Raw genomic sequence first — 13115 nt, 5'->3', positions numbered from 1 at the left:
CGCGATGTCCGACGCGTGCCGCCGGGCGCCATCGACCCGACCGTGAAGAACCTGCAATGGGGCGACTTCGTGCGCGGCATGCTGGAAGCGCGGGACCGCGGCGCCAACTACCCGATCCTGACCGACGGCGACGGCAATCTGACCGAAGGCTCCGGCTTCAACGTCTGCATCATCAAGGACGGTGTGCTGCGCACGCCGAAGCGCGGAGTGCTGGAAGGCGTGACGCGCAAGACGGTGCTGGAAGTCGCCAAGGCGAACGGCATCGAATGCCATGTCGAAGACGTGCCGGTCAGCGCTGCCTATAATTGCGACGAATTGCTCTTTGTCACCACCGCCGGCGGCGTCATGCCGATCACCAAGCTGGACGGCGTCGCGATCGGCAATGGCGAAGTCGGGCCGATCAGCAAGACGATCTGGAAGGCTTACTGGGAAGCGCATTACGACCCGATGCGCAGCTTCGCGATCAACTACTGAAGCGTCGAGAGCAGGCCGAGCAGGCTTCGACCATGATGGCGTTTCGTTGAATCGCCATCACGGCCTAACTCTTTGTTTGAGCATGATCTCTGTCCGAAAACCGGTTCCCACTTTTCGGGATCATGCTCCAGAGCAACCCGCCGCGGACCGATGCGGCGGCTTTGCTTTGGCGGCGATCAGGCGATCTTGCAGGCTTCGTCGAAGTCGAGACGCGGGAGCCTCGCGAACAGGCCCGCCGGGTCCCCATAACCCAGATTGACCAGGAAATTGCTTTTCCAGCTTGTCCCGGCGAAGAAGGCCTCGTCGACAAGCCGGTTCTTGAAACCCGACATCGGTCCCGCATCGAGGCCGAGCATGCGCGCGGCGATGATCAGATAGCCACCCTGCAGCGTGCCGTTGCGAAACGCGGTTTCATGCGCGACTTCGGGGCTCGACGTGAACCACGAGCGCGCGTCGGTATGCGGAAACAATTGCGGCAGCCGATCATAGAAGGCTTCGTCATAGGCGACGATGGCGGTAACCGGCGCCGCCATCGTCTTTGCGGCATTGCCGCTGCTCAAGGCAGGCCTCAGCTTTTCCTTGGCCTCGGGCGACTTGACGAAGACGAACCGGCCCGGCGAGCAGTTCGCCGACGTCGGCGCCATTTTCAGAAGGTCGTAGAGCCGGCGAAGCGTGTCGTCGGACACAGGCTTGTCTGTCCACTTGTTGTGGGTGCGCGCCGTCGTGAAAATGCTGAAGTCGTTCATCGCGACCCTTCGATCCTTGAACATGAAGTCGATGGGACGCGCCGCCTCAAGCCGAGCGAGAGACGCCGACAGTCCCACGGTTGCCGCCGTAGCGCGGCGATCCGCCATGAGCGGATCGCCGGTGGCTCGCGAGCGGCCATCAGCGAGCGATCTTGAGCCGGGCCAACACCAGCGGGTTTTCGTTCGCCGGGATACGCGTGCGTTCCGCCTTCAGTTCCGCAAAGGCCCGCTCGCTTGCCTTCAGCGTCTGGTCGATATCGGCAGCCGTCATGGCGGCGTTCAGGAACATGTTGTGGTAGGGATGGAAGTACACGCCATGCTTGAGCGCGCTTGCCACCCAGGCATAGCCGAGGCGCATATCGGGATCTTCGTGGAACAGGATTTGCGGCATCTGCACCGGGCCGGTCTGGCGCAAGGAGAACCCGAAGGACACCGCCTGTTCCTCGAGCCCTGCCCTCAGCCTGTTTCCCAATTCGACCGTGCTTTCCAGGTATCCGGTCTCGCGGATCAGCCGAAGCGTTTCCAGGCCTGCCGCCATCGGCACGGCCGAAAACCAGAAGGATCCGGTGGCGAAGATCGACCGGGCGGCCGCGTAGAAACGCTGCGAGCCCATCATCGCCGAGATCGGATGACCGTTGGCGATCGCCTTGCCCCAGCAACTGATGTCCGGCTCGACGCCCAGGATCGACCATGAGCAGTCGCGGGCCAGCCTGAAGCCTGCGCGAACGTCGTCGACGATGAGCGGCGCATCGAGGTTGTCGCAGATTTTCCGGACGGCTTTTGCGAAATCCTCGGACGGGATCAGCTGGTCGGCAAAGACCTCATGCTTGAAGGGTGTCGCGAAGATTCCGGCGACGTCGCCCTCTGCCGAGCGCACCGCTGCCTCGAGGCTTTCCAGATTGTTGTATTCGTAGGTGATGATCTGCTTGCGCTCGTCGTCGACGATGCCGGTACGGTTCGGGGTGCACCATGGCTGCGAGCCATGATAGGCGCCGGTGGCGACCAGGATCTTGCGACGCTTGGAGTAGGCCCGCGCGATCGTCATCGCCATGGATGTCGCGTCGCTGCCGTTCTTGCAGAACATGGCCCAGTCGGCGTGCGAGACCATCGAGACCATCGCCTCGGCCAATTCGACCATCAGATAGGACGGTCCGGTCATGGTGTCGCCGAGTTCCGCCTGCCTGCGCGCGGCGGCCTCGATATCGACGTTTCCATAGCCAAATAGATTCGGTCCATACGCGCTGAGATAGTCGATATATTCATTACCATCGACATCCCACAGCCGGGTGCCGCTGGCGCGACTGAAGAACTGCGGAAAGTCAGGCGGCAAAAGCGCTGTAGATTCATGACCATACATTCCACCTGGTATAACGCGCCTGGCACGTTCCAGAAGTTCAGAATTGCGGCTGTTCGACCAAGGCATGGATATGTGACCCCTGTTTTCGAGGCAGGCTATAGCAAGAAAAATATCTGCTATCAACGATGAATCCGATGGATTGCCGCTTCCGTTTCAGCTACAAATATCGAAGGCGGAATGCGTGAGCCGGCCAGGCTCGCGCAGACCAGCCTGCAGCGCCGAACATATAAGGAGATGCCAAATGGCAGGGTTGATCGAAGGAGAAGCCGGACTTGCCCAAGGCAATCTCGGTTCGATCGGCTGGTAGAAGCGGCGCCACCAAACAGGAAATCTAAGCCAAAAAAGGGGAATCCATGGACATGATCAGGAATGGTCTGAGCAGACGCAGCGTTCTCAAGCTTGGGGCCGGGACGGCCGCGGCATCCTTTCTTGCAATGCCGGCAATCGGCCGGGCGGCTCCCACCTCGCTTTCCGTCGCCAATGGCGGCGGCGCGCTGGGCGATGCCTTCAAGGCGGCATGCTTCGATACGTTCGAGAAGAAGACCGGCATCAAGATCATCAGCGCCCCCTACATGGAAGGCGCACGGCTGAAGGCGATGGTCGAGGCCGGCGCGGTCGACATCGATGTCACCGATACGGACTCCTCGGAAGCGGCGCCGCTCGCCGTCGCGGGTCTTCTGGACGAGATCGATTACAGCGTCGTGCCGAAGGACGGCCTGATCGACGGCGCCGTCAGCAAATACTGGACGTCGTGCTACATCGCCGGTTGCGTTCTGAGCTGGAACACGGATTCGGCCGAGGATGGCCGGCCGAAGAACTGGCAGGAGTTTTTCGACCCCAAGGTCAAGGGGCGCAGGACGCTCTGGAAGAACGCCGCGCAAACCATGGAAGTGGCGGCACTCGGTGCCGGCCAGACGCTGGACAAGCTCTATCCGATCGACATCGACCGGGCTTTCGCGATGCTTGACGGCATCCGCTCCTCGATCACCTGGTGGACCTCGGGAGCCCAGAGCGCGCAGCTCCTGGCCAATGGCGACGCCGATTTCGGCATGTGCTGGAACGGCCGCGTCGACCCGGTCAAGCAACAGGGCGGCCCGATCGACTACACGTTCGACTACTCGCTCCACACGCCGGGCATCTGGAGCCTGCCGAAAGGCGGGCGCAACCGCGACACCGCCATGAAGTTCATCGCCCACTGCATGGACCCCGAAGTCCAGGCTGCCTTCTCCAAGCTGATCCCTTACGGACCGACGAACGACAAGGCCTTCGACATCCTGTCCGCGGAAGAGCGCGCGCGCATGCCGAGCTCTCCGGAGAACCGGAAGCTTTCGATCGCCATCAACGGCGACTACTGGCTCGAGAACGGCACGAAGATCTACGACCGCTTCAACACCTGGGTCGTGGCGAAATAGGCTGAACATCCGGCTCGGAACTGCGCGGGCGATTCTGTCGCCCGCGCAGTTCTGTCGTTGAAATCGCTGCCGCTCGCTTGCGCAGGAGCGCAACGATCCACTGAAATGGCCCCGACATACGGATCCACGAGTCAGGACTTGTCCACGCCATGAAGCATCGCAGCTTCCTGCTTTATCTTCCCGTCGCGCTGCTGCTGACGCCCTTCTTCCTCGCGCCGATGGCGGTGATCGGGACCGAGAGTTTCAGCGGCCAGCACGGGATCGGAGCCGAGTACGTCAAGGTCGTGACCGATCAGGGCATCCGGACCGTTCTCTACAACACCTTCTACGTTGCCGCGATGGTGACGATCCTGTCGCTGCTGATCGGATATCCGATCGCCTACGTCCTGGCACGGCTCAAGGGACGATGGGCGACGATCGGCATATTCCTCATCTTCCTGCCTTTCTGGGCCAGCACCGTCATCCGCTCTTTCGCATGGATGATCCTGCTTGGCCGCAAAGGGCCGGTGAATTCGATCCTTCTGGGCATCGGCCTGATCGAGGACCCCATCCGCTTCATCGACAACGGGCTGGGACTGATGATCGCCATGACCTACATCATGGTGCCGTTCATCGTCGTGCCGGTCCTCAACGGCTTGCGCGCCATCGACCCCAACCTGCCGCGCGCCGCCGCCGTGCTCGGCGCGAATCCCTGGCGCCAGTTCCTGGCCGTCACGTTGCCGCTTTCGATGCCCAACGTCGCGGTCGGCTGCACGATCGTCTTCGTCACCTCGCTGGGCTTCTTCGTAACGCCTTCGCTTCTGGGGGGCGATTTGACCGTGGTCTCGATGCTGATCAGCGAGCAGGCCAACAGGCTGCTGGACTGGCCGCTTGCATCGGCTCTGGCCATCATTGTGCTTTTGCTGACGATCGTCATCTTCGCCCTTCTGCGGCTCAGCCAGCTGGCTTCCCGGCGCAGGGGCAACGCGCGGTCTGGAGTGTTCGCATGAGCGTTTCGGAGAAAAGGCTATGGGCTGCCTGGAGCCGGTTCCTGACCGGGCTGGTGGGCGCGATCCTGATCGGATTTCTGGTGCCCATCCTGGTCGTGGTGGCGGTGTCCTTCCAGAGCAAATCCTATCTGTCGTTTCCGCCGAACGACTTTTCGCTGCGCTGGTACCAGCAGTTCATCGGCAACGACGATTATCGGTCGGCGATCTTGAACAGCATGATGATCGGCGCCTCCGCCGCGGCGCTCGCGACCGTTGCCGGGATTTCGACGGCGCTTGCGGTCGTGCGCGCCGGGGCGCCGGGCTCGGCGATCGTCAGCGCGCTTTCGATCGCGCCCGCGGTGCTGCCGCAGATCGTTCTTGCGATCGGGCTGTTTCCGATCAGCGTGTGGCTGGGCCTCCAGGGGACATTATGGGCCGTCATCCTGGCGCATGCCGTCATCGGCTTGCCCTTCCCTTTCATCACGGTTTGCGGTGCGCTCACGTCCTATTCGAACCGCATCGAGATCGCCTCGATGACCCTGGGGGCGAATGCCTTCCAGACTTTCAGGCTGATCACCTTTCCAATGATCCGCCCGGCCGTCATCGCCGGCTTCATCTTCGCGTTCGCGGCCTCGCTGGACGAGCTGGTGCTGGCTCTGTTCCTGAGCAGCCCGTCGACCCGCACCCTGCCATTGCTGCTTTGGGAACAGCTCAATTTCCAGGTCACACCCGAAATCGCCGCCGCGGCCAGCGTCATTCTTGCGGTGACAAGCCTACTCATTCTTGCGGCAACGCTGTTGCCGCGTCTCGACAAGGACAATTAGGATGCTGCAGATGGTAAGCCGATCGGCAACGACAGCGGAAAGCCGTGCCGCGGGAGGGGCCGCGGTTTCGATCTATAACCTTTGCAAGCGCTACAACAATTTCGAAGCCGTCGTCCCGACATCCGTCGAGATCGCGTCCGGCGATTTCTTTGCCATCATCGGACCGAGCGGCTCAGGAAAATCAACGCTGCTCGGCATGATCGCCGGCTATATCGACCCGAGCGCGGGGCGCATCGTGGTCGATGGGCGCGACATCGTCCCCGAGCCGATCTATCGCCGCAACATCGGCATGGTGTTCCAGAACTATGCCCTGTTCCCGCACCTCTCGGTCGCCCAGAACGTCGCCTATCCGCTGAAGATCCGCGGCGTCGCCAAGGATGAGATCGCAAAGCGCGTGCGCGAAAGCCTGGCCATGGTCCGGCTGGAAGCCTTCGCGTCGCGCATGCCTTCCGAGCTCTCCGGCGGCCAGCAGCAGCGCATCGCGCTGGCGCGGGCTTCCATCTATCAGCCTTCGATCCTTTTGATGGACGAGCCGCTGGGCGCGCTGGACAAGAATCTGCGCGACGAGATGCAGGAAGAGATCAAGCGCTTCCAGCAGGAGCTGGGCGCGACCGTCATCTATGTCACCCATGACCAGCAGGAAGCGGCATTCCTGGCCGACCGCATCGCCATCATGCGTGACGGCGCCATGACGCAGATCGGCAGCCCGCGCTCGCTCTACGAACAGCCGAAGAGCCGCTTCGTCGCCGAATTCCTCGGCGAGGCTTCCATTTTCCCGGTCAAGACGGCGTCGGCGAAACTGGCCGACCAGACCTGCCGCATCACGCTCGAAGACGGGACCGAAGCGGTCATCCGAACCGGCGAGGATGGCGGACCAGGCCGCTTCGCATGCATCAGGCCCGAACGCATCACCATCGGCCCGAAGGCTCGGGGCCTGGCGAACTCCTACACGGGCGTCGTGCGTGAGAGCCTCTATACGCCCGGCAGCATCCGATACCGCGTGGAGTTGAAGGATGCCGGTTGCCTGCTCAAGGTCCGGGCGCTGCCCCAGCACAACACCGAAGTGTTCGAGACCGGCAGCTCGGTCGATATCGGCTGGTCCGTCGACGACATGACCATCCTGGCGGAGTAGCTGCTAGCCGGGCAGCGTCGGCCGATTAGTTGCGTTAGGCCGGCCGCTGCTGGCCATAGGTCTTGTAGCGGTCCTTCACCACGCTGAGCTCGTCGGCCGTCAGCATCACCGGGCGCCCCATCATGCTGGCAATCATGTATTGCCTGGCGAGCGTTTCCAATTTCTCGGTTCGCGCGAGCGCGGTGGCAAGATCCGGCCCGTAGGCGATCATGCCGTGATTGGCGATAAGGCAAGCGTTGCGTTCGGCGAGTGTGCGCACCACGGCGCCGGCAAGGTCCGCCGTGGCGAAGGGCGCGTAGTCCGAGCAAGGAACGTCATCGCCTCCGAACGAGGCGATCATATAATGGAACGCCGGCAGGCCCTGCCTGAGGCACGACAAGGCCACGCAATGGTCGGGGTGAGCGTGCACGACGGCCTGAGCCTGGGGGAAGGCCCGGTAGATTCCCGCATGCATGTTCCATTCGCTCGATGGACGGAAATCCCCATCCCATCGGCCCTCGAGCGTCATTTCGACCATCGCGGCGGCATCGAGTTTTTCCGGAGAAATCCCGGTCGGCGTGATCAGCATGCCGTCCTCGCCGAGCCGCAGGCTGATGTTGCCCGAGGTTCCGCTGTTCAGTCCCTTCGAAGCGATCGAGCGGGTCGCGTCGACGAGCGATCGACGCATGGATTGATCTTTCATTGCACCCTCGTCGTTGGCGGCCATTGCTCGAGATAGGGTTCGGTCCTTGCCGGCCGGCGCATCTCCTCGAGCACGGTTGAAAAAACATCGATCCCGCCGAGCTTGCCGGACTTCAGCATCAGCCCGACCTGAAACGGCATTTCGGCGATCATGCGTCCCGTCCCCAGGCCCTGGTATGGTCCGACGATGAAGCGGCTGATGGGCAATCCGGGCACGATGGCGCCGGCCGTCTCGCCGCCGGCGACGACCATACGCCTGACACCGCCCTCGAAGATCAGCCGGTGCGCGAGTTCGGTGAGAAAATTCTCGGCCGCGCGTGCCACGACGTCGCGGCCATATTTGCCCTGCAAGCGTTCGACCTCCTGCTGCGGCGCCATTGTCGCGATGGCGACCGGCCGGTTGGCCGCGATCGCCCGTTTGGCCGACGCAAGCACCGGCGCGCCGAGGTCTTCGCCCTCCATGAGCCGCGCAAGGTCGACGCTGACGATCTCGTTTTCCCTGCCGAAATGATCGAGTTGTTCGGCGGTCCGCGGCGCGACGCTTCCCGCCAGGACGACGGCCGGACCCTCGATGCCCGGCAACTCCGCCGCCTGAGGATTCGCAAGCCTGCCGCTGCGTCGCCACGACGTCGGCAGATGCGCCGCCACCGAGGCATTTCCGGTCATAAGCGGCATCTCGGCGGCCGCTTCGGCAATGGCGGCAAGATCGCGTTCGTAGATCGTATCGACCACCGCGAAACGCGTCCCCTCCCGCGCCAGCGCCTCGCAACGCTCCGCGATCGCCTTCGAACCGCGATCGACGACCGGATGCGCGATGAGGCCGACGCGGCTCCTGCTCTGCGCGGCGAGAACGCGCACGATGTTGGAATCCGTCATGGGGGTGAGAGGATCGAACCGCTTCGGCGATTCGGCCAGGATTTGCGAACCGCCGAACATGTAGCCCTGGAACACGGTGCGCTGTGTCTCGCAGAGCGCCGGGCAGAACAGCACCAGCCTGGCGCCAAGCAGGTCGGCGAGCGCTTCGGCGCATGGCCCGATATTTCCAGCCGGCGTGGAATCGAAGGTGGCGCAATACTTGAAGAAGATCTGATCGCAACCCACCGACAGCAAGCGCCGCGCAGCCGCGACGACGCGGTCGACCGCATCGGCAGCGGGGATGACACGCGTCTTCAGGGCAATGACATGCGCAAGCGAATCCGGCGCGATCGCTGCGTCGACGTCGGTGGAAAAACCGGTCGGCACGCCCCGCGCCACCAACATGGCCGCCAGTTCGGAGCCTCCGGTCAGATCGTCGGCTATCGCACCCAGCAGCAGCTGACGTCCTTCTTGCATCTTCATCGGGCTTCTCTTTCGAACCTTCGTCTTGCCATCCGTCGAATACACTCACAGACCGAGAAAGTCGCGCATGAGGGCGAGCTGGCCATCCATCATCTGGCGGCCGAACAGCACCCGGCAGCCCTTCGCTTCGGCGGCCTGCAGCAAACCGGTCCTTTCCGGCTTCATGACGATGTCGGCGACAATCATGTCCGCCGACAGCGTCGCGAAGTCCAGGAGGCGGCTATCGTCCTTGCCGGCCATGCCGACGGACGTCGCGTTGATGATCATGCCGAAGCCGGTGGCGTCGGCGGCACCGGTTCGTACCGGCACGTCTGGATATGCGGCGCCTACCGCATCGGCGAGCCCGGCCGCCTTGGCCGGGTCCCGATTGCAGATGACCAGTTCGGCGACGCCCGCCTCGGCCAGCGCAAAGGCCAGACTGCGGCCGGCGCCGCCCGCGCCGAGCAGGAGCACACGAAGGCCGGCCAGCTCGACGCCTGCTTCCAGCGCGCCGCGCACGAAGCCGGCGCCATCGACATTGTCGCCGATCAGCCTTCCATCGGGATTTCTGCGGATGCAGTTCACGCTGCCGATCGCACGGGCCCGGTCCGTCAATTCGTCCAGCAACGGCAGAACCGGTATCTTGTGCGGGATGGTCACCCCTGATCCGACACAGTTTCGATAGCCTCGCAAAGCCTGAATGGCGCCGGCAAGGTCCTGCGGGCCGACGTGAACCGGGACGCAGACGAAATCATGGCCCGCAGCTCGCATGAAAGCCGTGATGGCTTCCGTTCCAACCACATGCGAGACGGGATCGGCCAGCAGAAGCATGATTTTCGTCTGCCCGGTTATGCGGCGCGCATCCATCGAATTCCTCCGGAAAGTTGCAGCTGGATTAATATGATAAATATCGACTATTTCTTTGTTCCGGCAACGCGCTCGGCACAAACCGCCATCACCGGCATTTGCGCCTGTTTTCCCACAAATTCAAGCAATTTCAGCGGTCACAAAACCCGCGTTCGGATCGGGCGACGCGGCAATTATTTGTCGCATAGGCCAGTTGATAATAAATAAGTTTATCTGTAATCCTATCCCTCTCTCACATCATGAATGGCTTGGCCACGCAGGGGATTTTTCCATGTCGAAGCGGCAAATGCATCTCATAGGCTACGTGCTGGCCGGCCCCACCTGGCATCACTACGGAGCATGGCGGCACCCGGAAAGCGACGGTCTCGATATGCTCGACCCCGCCCGCTACGAGGAGATTGCCCGCACTCTCGAGCGTGGGAAATTCGATGGACTTTTCTTCGTCGATTTCCTGATGCTGTTCGATTCATACGCCGGCGGCTACCGTACCAACCTGAAGGAAGGCGGGCAGCAATGCATGATGGATCCCATGCAGCTGCTTGCGGCGATGGCGCGCGTCACGTCGCATCTCGGCCTGGCGTCGACGATGTCGACGACGTTCTACCACCCCTTCCACATCGCGCGGGCATTCGCCTCGCTCGACCACATCAGCAAGGGCCGCGCCGGCTGGAACGTGGTCACGTCGGCGATGGAGCGCGAGGCCAAGAATTTCGGCATGGATGCGCTGATGGACAAGAACAAGCGCTACGACATGGCCGACGAAGTGCTCGAGGCCTGCGACAAGCTTTGGCGGAGCTGGGAGCCCGGGGCGCTGGTCGGCGATCGCCAGAACAACGTCTTCGCCGACGCCGACAAGGTTCACTACGTGAACTACGAGGGCAACTATGTACGCACCAGCGGCCCGCTGACCGTGCCGAGCTCCCCGCAGGTCAGGCCGGTGATCATGCAGGCGGGCTCCTCGCCGCGCGGCCGCGAATTCGCGGGGCGCTGGGCCGAAGTCATCTTCACCCTGCAGAATTCCAAGGAACACATGCAGGCGTTCTATCGCGACATCAAGGACCGCGTCGTGGCCAGCGGCAGGAAGCCGAACGAGTGCGCCATCGTTCCGGCGGTCGACATCGTTCTCGGCGACACGGAATCGATCGCCAGGGAACGCGCCGAGGCCATCAACGAATATGCCAGCCCGACGCTCGGCGTCGCCGAGATCTCGAACGCGCTCGGTGTCGACATGTCCAAGGAGCCGCTCGACAAGCCGTTGGAGGATCTGGAATTGACCCAAGGGTGCCGCGGCATCCTCGATGTGATGCTCCAGGGCACGAAGAAAGACGGACTTACGCTCGGCCAGGCCGGCAAGGCCTGGGCGACGAGCCAGATGACGCCGCAGCTCATCGGCACGCCGAAGATGATCGCCGATCACCTGCAGGATTTCTTCGAGGCGGAATGCTGCGACGGCTTCATGATCTGCCCGTCCATCAGCCCGGGCACTTACGTCCAATTCGTCAAAACGGTGGTTCCGGAACTGCAGCGCCGCGGAATATTCCGCAAGGAATACAAGTACTCGACCTTCCGCGAGAACCTGCAGAACTGAGGCGGCGCCGGGGCGTCCGGGGCGGTTCGCCGTTTCGCGGAAACGGCGAACCGCTCCATTTCTTTGTTTTTACGGCATCCCGGACGGAAAGCCGCGACGTCGCGAACCTAGCCGCTTACATTTTCCCTGGAATGCTCCAGGGGCGCTCCGCTACGCGGCGACTTCGCGCGTCGCCAGGATCTCCGGAAGATAGCAGCGCAGATAGGCTATGCCTGCCAGATGCGCTTCGGCGATATAGTCGTCCCGGATGTAGCCGTTTTCGCTGTAAGACAGCGAGAAGACGCCATCTATCATGGCGAAATATGTCGCAAGACGGCGCTCCCAATCCGGCATCGCCGGCACATGGAAATAGTAGGAAAGCAGCTGTGACCTGCCGTCGACGAGGCGGTGATACTGCGATATGTCCGCGCTCTTGACCTCCACACTGATGTTGGCGCCGAGGAACAGGCGAAGCGCGGCCGGATGGCTGTTGTGATATTCGGCCGCGCTGATCACCTTTTGCCGAAACAGATCCTGCCAGCGCGCCGGCCGAACCTCCAGCGGCAGCATGGAGAGTTGCAGCAAGGCGTTGTGGTGGACTTCGGCGAGCGCAAGCAAGGCCGCTTCCGTGCTTGGGAAGAAATGGTACACCGACGCGTTCGGGACCTTCGCCTTGGCGGCAATCTGATACAGGCCGATATCCTGGACATTGCTCGTCGCAAGCAGCTCGTCCAGGGCGTCGAGCAGTTTTCGGAAGCGCACTTGCCCCGGCTTGCGTTGAGGACGACGCGCCACGACGCGCTTCGGCTGCCGGTCCGCGACGGACTTATCCTCGACATCGTTGCTCATCGTCACCCTCGAATTGCGAAGCCTCGATTCCGAGACAAGAAGAAACGCTTCGGCAGGTCAAGACACACCGAGACAATAAACCCAGTCCTGGCGGGCGCTTCTGCCCAATAGCGGCCGCCCGGCGGCCCGTGGTCCGCCGACAATGTCTGGCGCCGGCCAGTTGTCATCTATGCGACTTCTGAGCTTCCACCAATAGATGCTCATTGTTCGTCATCGCCGCATCCCGGCGCATCCGATCGTAAAGCCAGGAACAGAACTTCTCACAACTCTGCTTGCGTACCTGCCCGGCCGGTTCGACGACATAATAGTCCGATCCCCTCACCCTGTACGGGGCAAGCTCCAGCGCCGGCACGAGCACCCCGCTCGCGAAGAGGTCATCCACAAGCGGACTGCCACCCAAAGCTATTCCCTGACCGCTCAGCGCCGCCTGCATCAGGACCGAGAAATTGTTGACCGTGATCTGATGCTTGCCTTTGGCCGTTTCGACGCCATGGGCCTGGAACCAGTCGCTCCAGCCGCCGCCCTGCACCGAGCGTCCTTCGATGCCCAGCAACATCTCGCCAAGCAGGTCGCCAGGCCCTGCCGGACGCCTGCGGCCATCCCAGTAGGACGGATGGCAGACCGGCGTCACTTCGCAGCCGATCAGGAATCGCGAAGACATGGACGGCCACGACCCACCGCCGAATCGAATGGTCATGTCGATCCGCTGCTTGGAGATGTCGACGAGTTCGTCGTTGACCGCAAGGCGCAGATCCACGTCCGGGTTGAGCTTGCTGAATTCGGCAAGCCGCGGCGCCAGCCAGTAGGTGCCGAAGGCATGGGTCGTGCCGACGACGATGGCCTGGGGATCGCTCAACTCCCTCTCCCGATCGGCAAGCGAAGCGATCGCCGTGAGATGCAGCGGCAGCGACGCATTCAACA

At 62.6% G+C, this 13115-nt stretch carries 14 protein-coding genes; 7 read left to right on the top strand and 7 right to left on the bottom strand.

Going from position 1 to position 13115, the window contains the following annotated elements; genetic code table 11:
* Positions 1 to 474 (top strand): aminotransferase class IV (locus EOD07_RS06300; protein WP_206519426.1); only part of this gene is annotated, 474 nt, incomplete at its 5' end.
* Between the two features lie 176 nt (positions 475 to 650).
* On the opposite strand, the gene EOD07_RS06295 is transcribed toward EOD07_RS06300, so the two are convergent.
* On the bottom strand, positions 651 to 1244 hold the full coding sequence (locus EOD07_RS06295) for a malonic semialdehyde reductase (protein ID WP_127234395.1): 594 nt from the start codon (positions 1242 to 1244) through the stop codon (positions 651 to 653).
* A gap of 115 nt (positions 1245 to 1359) precedes the next feature.
* Entirely contained in the window at positions 1360 to 2577 is a 1218-nt protein-coding gene (locus tag EOD07_RS06290) for an aminotransferase class III-fold pyridoxal phosphate-dependent enzyme (protein ID WP_245469900.1), read from the bottom strand.
* A gap of 434 nt (positions 2578 to 3011) precedes the next feature.
* On the opposite strand from EOD07_RS06290, the gene EOD07_RS06285 reads away from it, so the two are divergent.
* The 4 genes from EOD07_RS06285 (at position 3012) to EOD07_RS06270 (ending at position 6913) form a co-directional block, all read left to right on the top strand.
* Positions 3012 to 3989, top strand: a complete 978-nt coding sequence (locus EOD07_RS06285; RefSeq protein ID WP_041010065.1) for an ABC transporter substrate-binding protein — start codon at positions 3012 to 3014, stop codon at positions 3987 to 3989.
* Between the two features lie 149 nt (positions 3990 to 4138).
* Positions 4139 to 4978 (top strand): ABC transporter permease, encoded by an 840-nt coding sequence (locus EOD07_RS06280; protein ID WP_127234393.1) that lies wholly within the window; start codon positions 4139 to 4141, stop codon positions 4976 to 4978.
* Positions 4975 to 5781, top strand: a complete 807-nt coding sequence (locus tag EOD07_RS06275) for an ABC transporter permease (protein WP_040990598.1) — start codon at positions 4975 to 4977, stop codon at positions 5779 to 5781. The genes EOD07_RS06280 and EOD07_RS06275 overlap by 4 nt, the downstream gene beginning before the upstream one ends.
* A gap of 1 nt (position 5782) precedes the next feature.
* Positions 5783 to 6913 carry an ABC transporter ATP-binding protein gene (locus tag EOD07_RS06270; RefSeq protein WP_127234392.1) on the top strand — a complete coding sequence of 377 codons (1131 nt, stop codon included), beginning with the start codon at positions 5783 to 5785 and terminating at the stop codon, positions 6911 to 6913.
* A gap of 34 nt (positions 6914 to 6947) precedes the next feature.
* Here EOD07_RS06270 and EOD07_RS06265 read toward each other — a convergent pair whose 3' ends face one another.
* Genes EOD07_RS06265 through EOD07_RS06255 form a run of 3 tightly spaced genes read right to left on the bottom strand, consistent with a single transcriptional unit; the run spans position 6948 to position 9682 of the window.
* Positions 6948 to 7595: a class II aldolase/adducin family protein gene (locus EOD07_RS06265; protein ID WP_127234391.1), complete on the bottom strand. Its 648-nt coding sequence runs from the start codon at positions 7593 to 7595 to the stop codon at positions 6948 to 6950.
* The gene (gene otnK / locus EOD07_RS06260) at positions 7592 to 8932 is read right to left on the bottom strand and encodes a 3-oxo-tetronate kinase (RefSeq protein WP_164772090.1); all 1341 of its coding nucleotides are present in this window, start codon (positions 8930 to 8932) and stop codon (positions 7592 to 7594) included. Before otnK ends, EOD07_RS06265 begins: the two co-directional genes overlap by 4 nt.
* A 45-nt stretch (positions 8933 to 8977) precedes the next feature.
* On the bottom strand, positions 8978 to 9682 hold the full coding sequence (locus EOD07_RS06255; protein WP_245469902.1) for a shikimate dehydrogenase: 705 nt from the start codon (positions 9680 to 9682) through the stop codon (positions 8978 to 8980).
* Here EOD07_RS06255 and EOD07_RS37550 point away from each other — a divergent pair.
* Together EOD07_RS37550 and EOD07_RS06250 are read left to right on the top strand one after the other, a co-directional pair.
* A complete protein-coding gene (locus tag EOD07_RS37550; protein ID WP_164772088.1) occupies positions 9665 to 9985 on the top strand; it encodes a hypothetical protein in 321 nt (106 codons plus the stop codon). The genes EOD07_RS06255 and EOD07_RS37550 overlap by 18 nt on opposite strands.
* 64 nt (positions 9986 to 10049) lie before the next feature.
* The gene (locus EOD07_RS06250) at positions 10050 to 11366 is read left to right on the top strand and encodes an LLM class flavin-dependent oxidoreductase (RefSeq protein ID WP_127234389.1); all 1317 of its coding nucleotides are present in this window, start codon (positions 10050 to 10052) and stop codon (positions 11364 to 11366) included.
* Positions 11367 to 11516: 150 nt separating this feature from the next.
* Here the strand turns inward: EOD07_RS06250 and EOD07_RS06245 are convergent, their stop codons facing one another.
* On the bottom strand, positions 11517 to 12194 hold the full coding sequence (locus tag EOD07_RS06245; RefSeq protein WP_040990590.1) for a TetR/AcrR family transcriptional regulator: 678 nt from the start codon (positions 12192 to 12194) through the stop codon (positions 11517 to 11519).
* 163 nt (positions 12195 to 12357) lie between these two features.
* Positions 12358 to 13115, bottom strand: a 758-nt coding sequence (locus tag EOD07_RS06240; protein WP_164772089.1) for a LysR substrate-binding domain-containing protein, incomplete at its 5' end; no start/stop codon positions are given.

Source organism: Mesorhizobium sp. M2C.T.Ca.TU.002.02.1.1 (assembly GCF_003997225.1).
The sequence above is the reverse complement of the archived record's forward strand: the minus strand, read 5'-3'. Positions and strand labels throughout refer to the sequence as shown.

Excerpts from the sequence above, each read along its gene's own strand:
- EOD07_RS06285 (WP_041010065.1), top strand. The coding sequence starts at position 3,012 with ATGCCGGCAATCGGCCGGGCGGCTCCCACCTCGCTTTCCGTCGCCAAT.
- EOD07_RS06280 (WP_127234393.1), top strand. The coding sequence starts at position 4,139 with ATGAAGCATCGCAGCTTCCTGCTTTATCTTCCCGTCGCGCTGCTGCTG.
- EOD07_RS06290 (WP_245469900.1), bottom strand. The coding sequence starts at position 2,577 with ATGTATGGTCATGAATCTACAGCGCTTTTGCCGCCTGACTTTCCGCAG.
- EOD07_RS37550 (WP_164772088.1), top strand. The coding sequence starts at position 9,665 with ATGGCCCGCAGCTCGCATGAAAGCCGTGATGGCTTCCGTTCCAACCAC.
- otnK (WP_164772090.1), bottom strand. The coding sequence starts at position 8,932 with ATGAAGATGCAAGAAGGACGTCAGCTGCTGCTGGGTGCGATAGCCGAC.
- EOD07_RS06250 (WP_127234389.1), top strand. The coding sequence starts at position 10,050 with ATGTCGAAGCGGCAAATGCATCTCATAGGCTACGTGCTGGCCGGCCCC.
- EOD07_RS06255 (WP_245469902.1), bottom strand. The coding sequence starts at position 9,682 with ATGCGAGCTGCGGGCCATGATTTCGTCTGCGTCCCGGTTCACGTCGGC.
- EOD07_RS06295 (WP_127234395.1), bottom strand. The coding sequence starts at position 1,244 with ATGTTCAAGGATCGAAGGGTCGCGATGAACGACTTCAGCATTTTCACG.
- EOD07_RS06270 (WP_127234392.1), top strand. The coding sequence starts at position 5,783 with ATGCTGCAGATGGTAAGCCGATCGGCAACGACAGCGGAAAGCCGTGCC.
- EOD07_RS06275 (WP_040990598.1), top strand. The coding sequence starts at position 4,975 with ATGAGCGTTTCGGAGAAAAGGCTATGGGCTGCCTGGAGCCGGTTCCTG.
- EOD07_RS06265 (WP_127234391.1), bottom strand. The coding sequence starts at position 7,595 with ATGAAAGATCAATCCATGCGTCGATCGCTCGTCGACGCGACCCGCTCG.
- EOD07_RS06245 (WP_040990590.1), bottom strand. The coding sequence starts at position 12,194 with ATGAGCAACGATGTCGAGGATAAGTCCGTCGCGGACCGGCAGCCGAAG.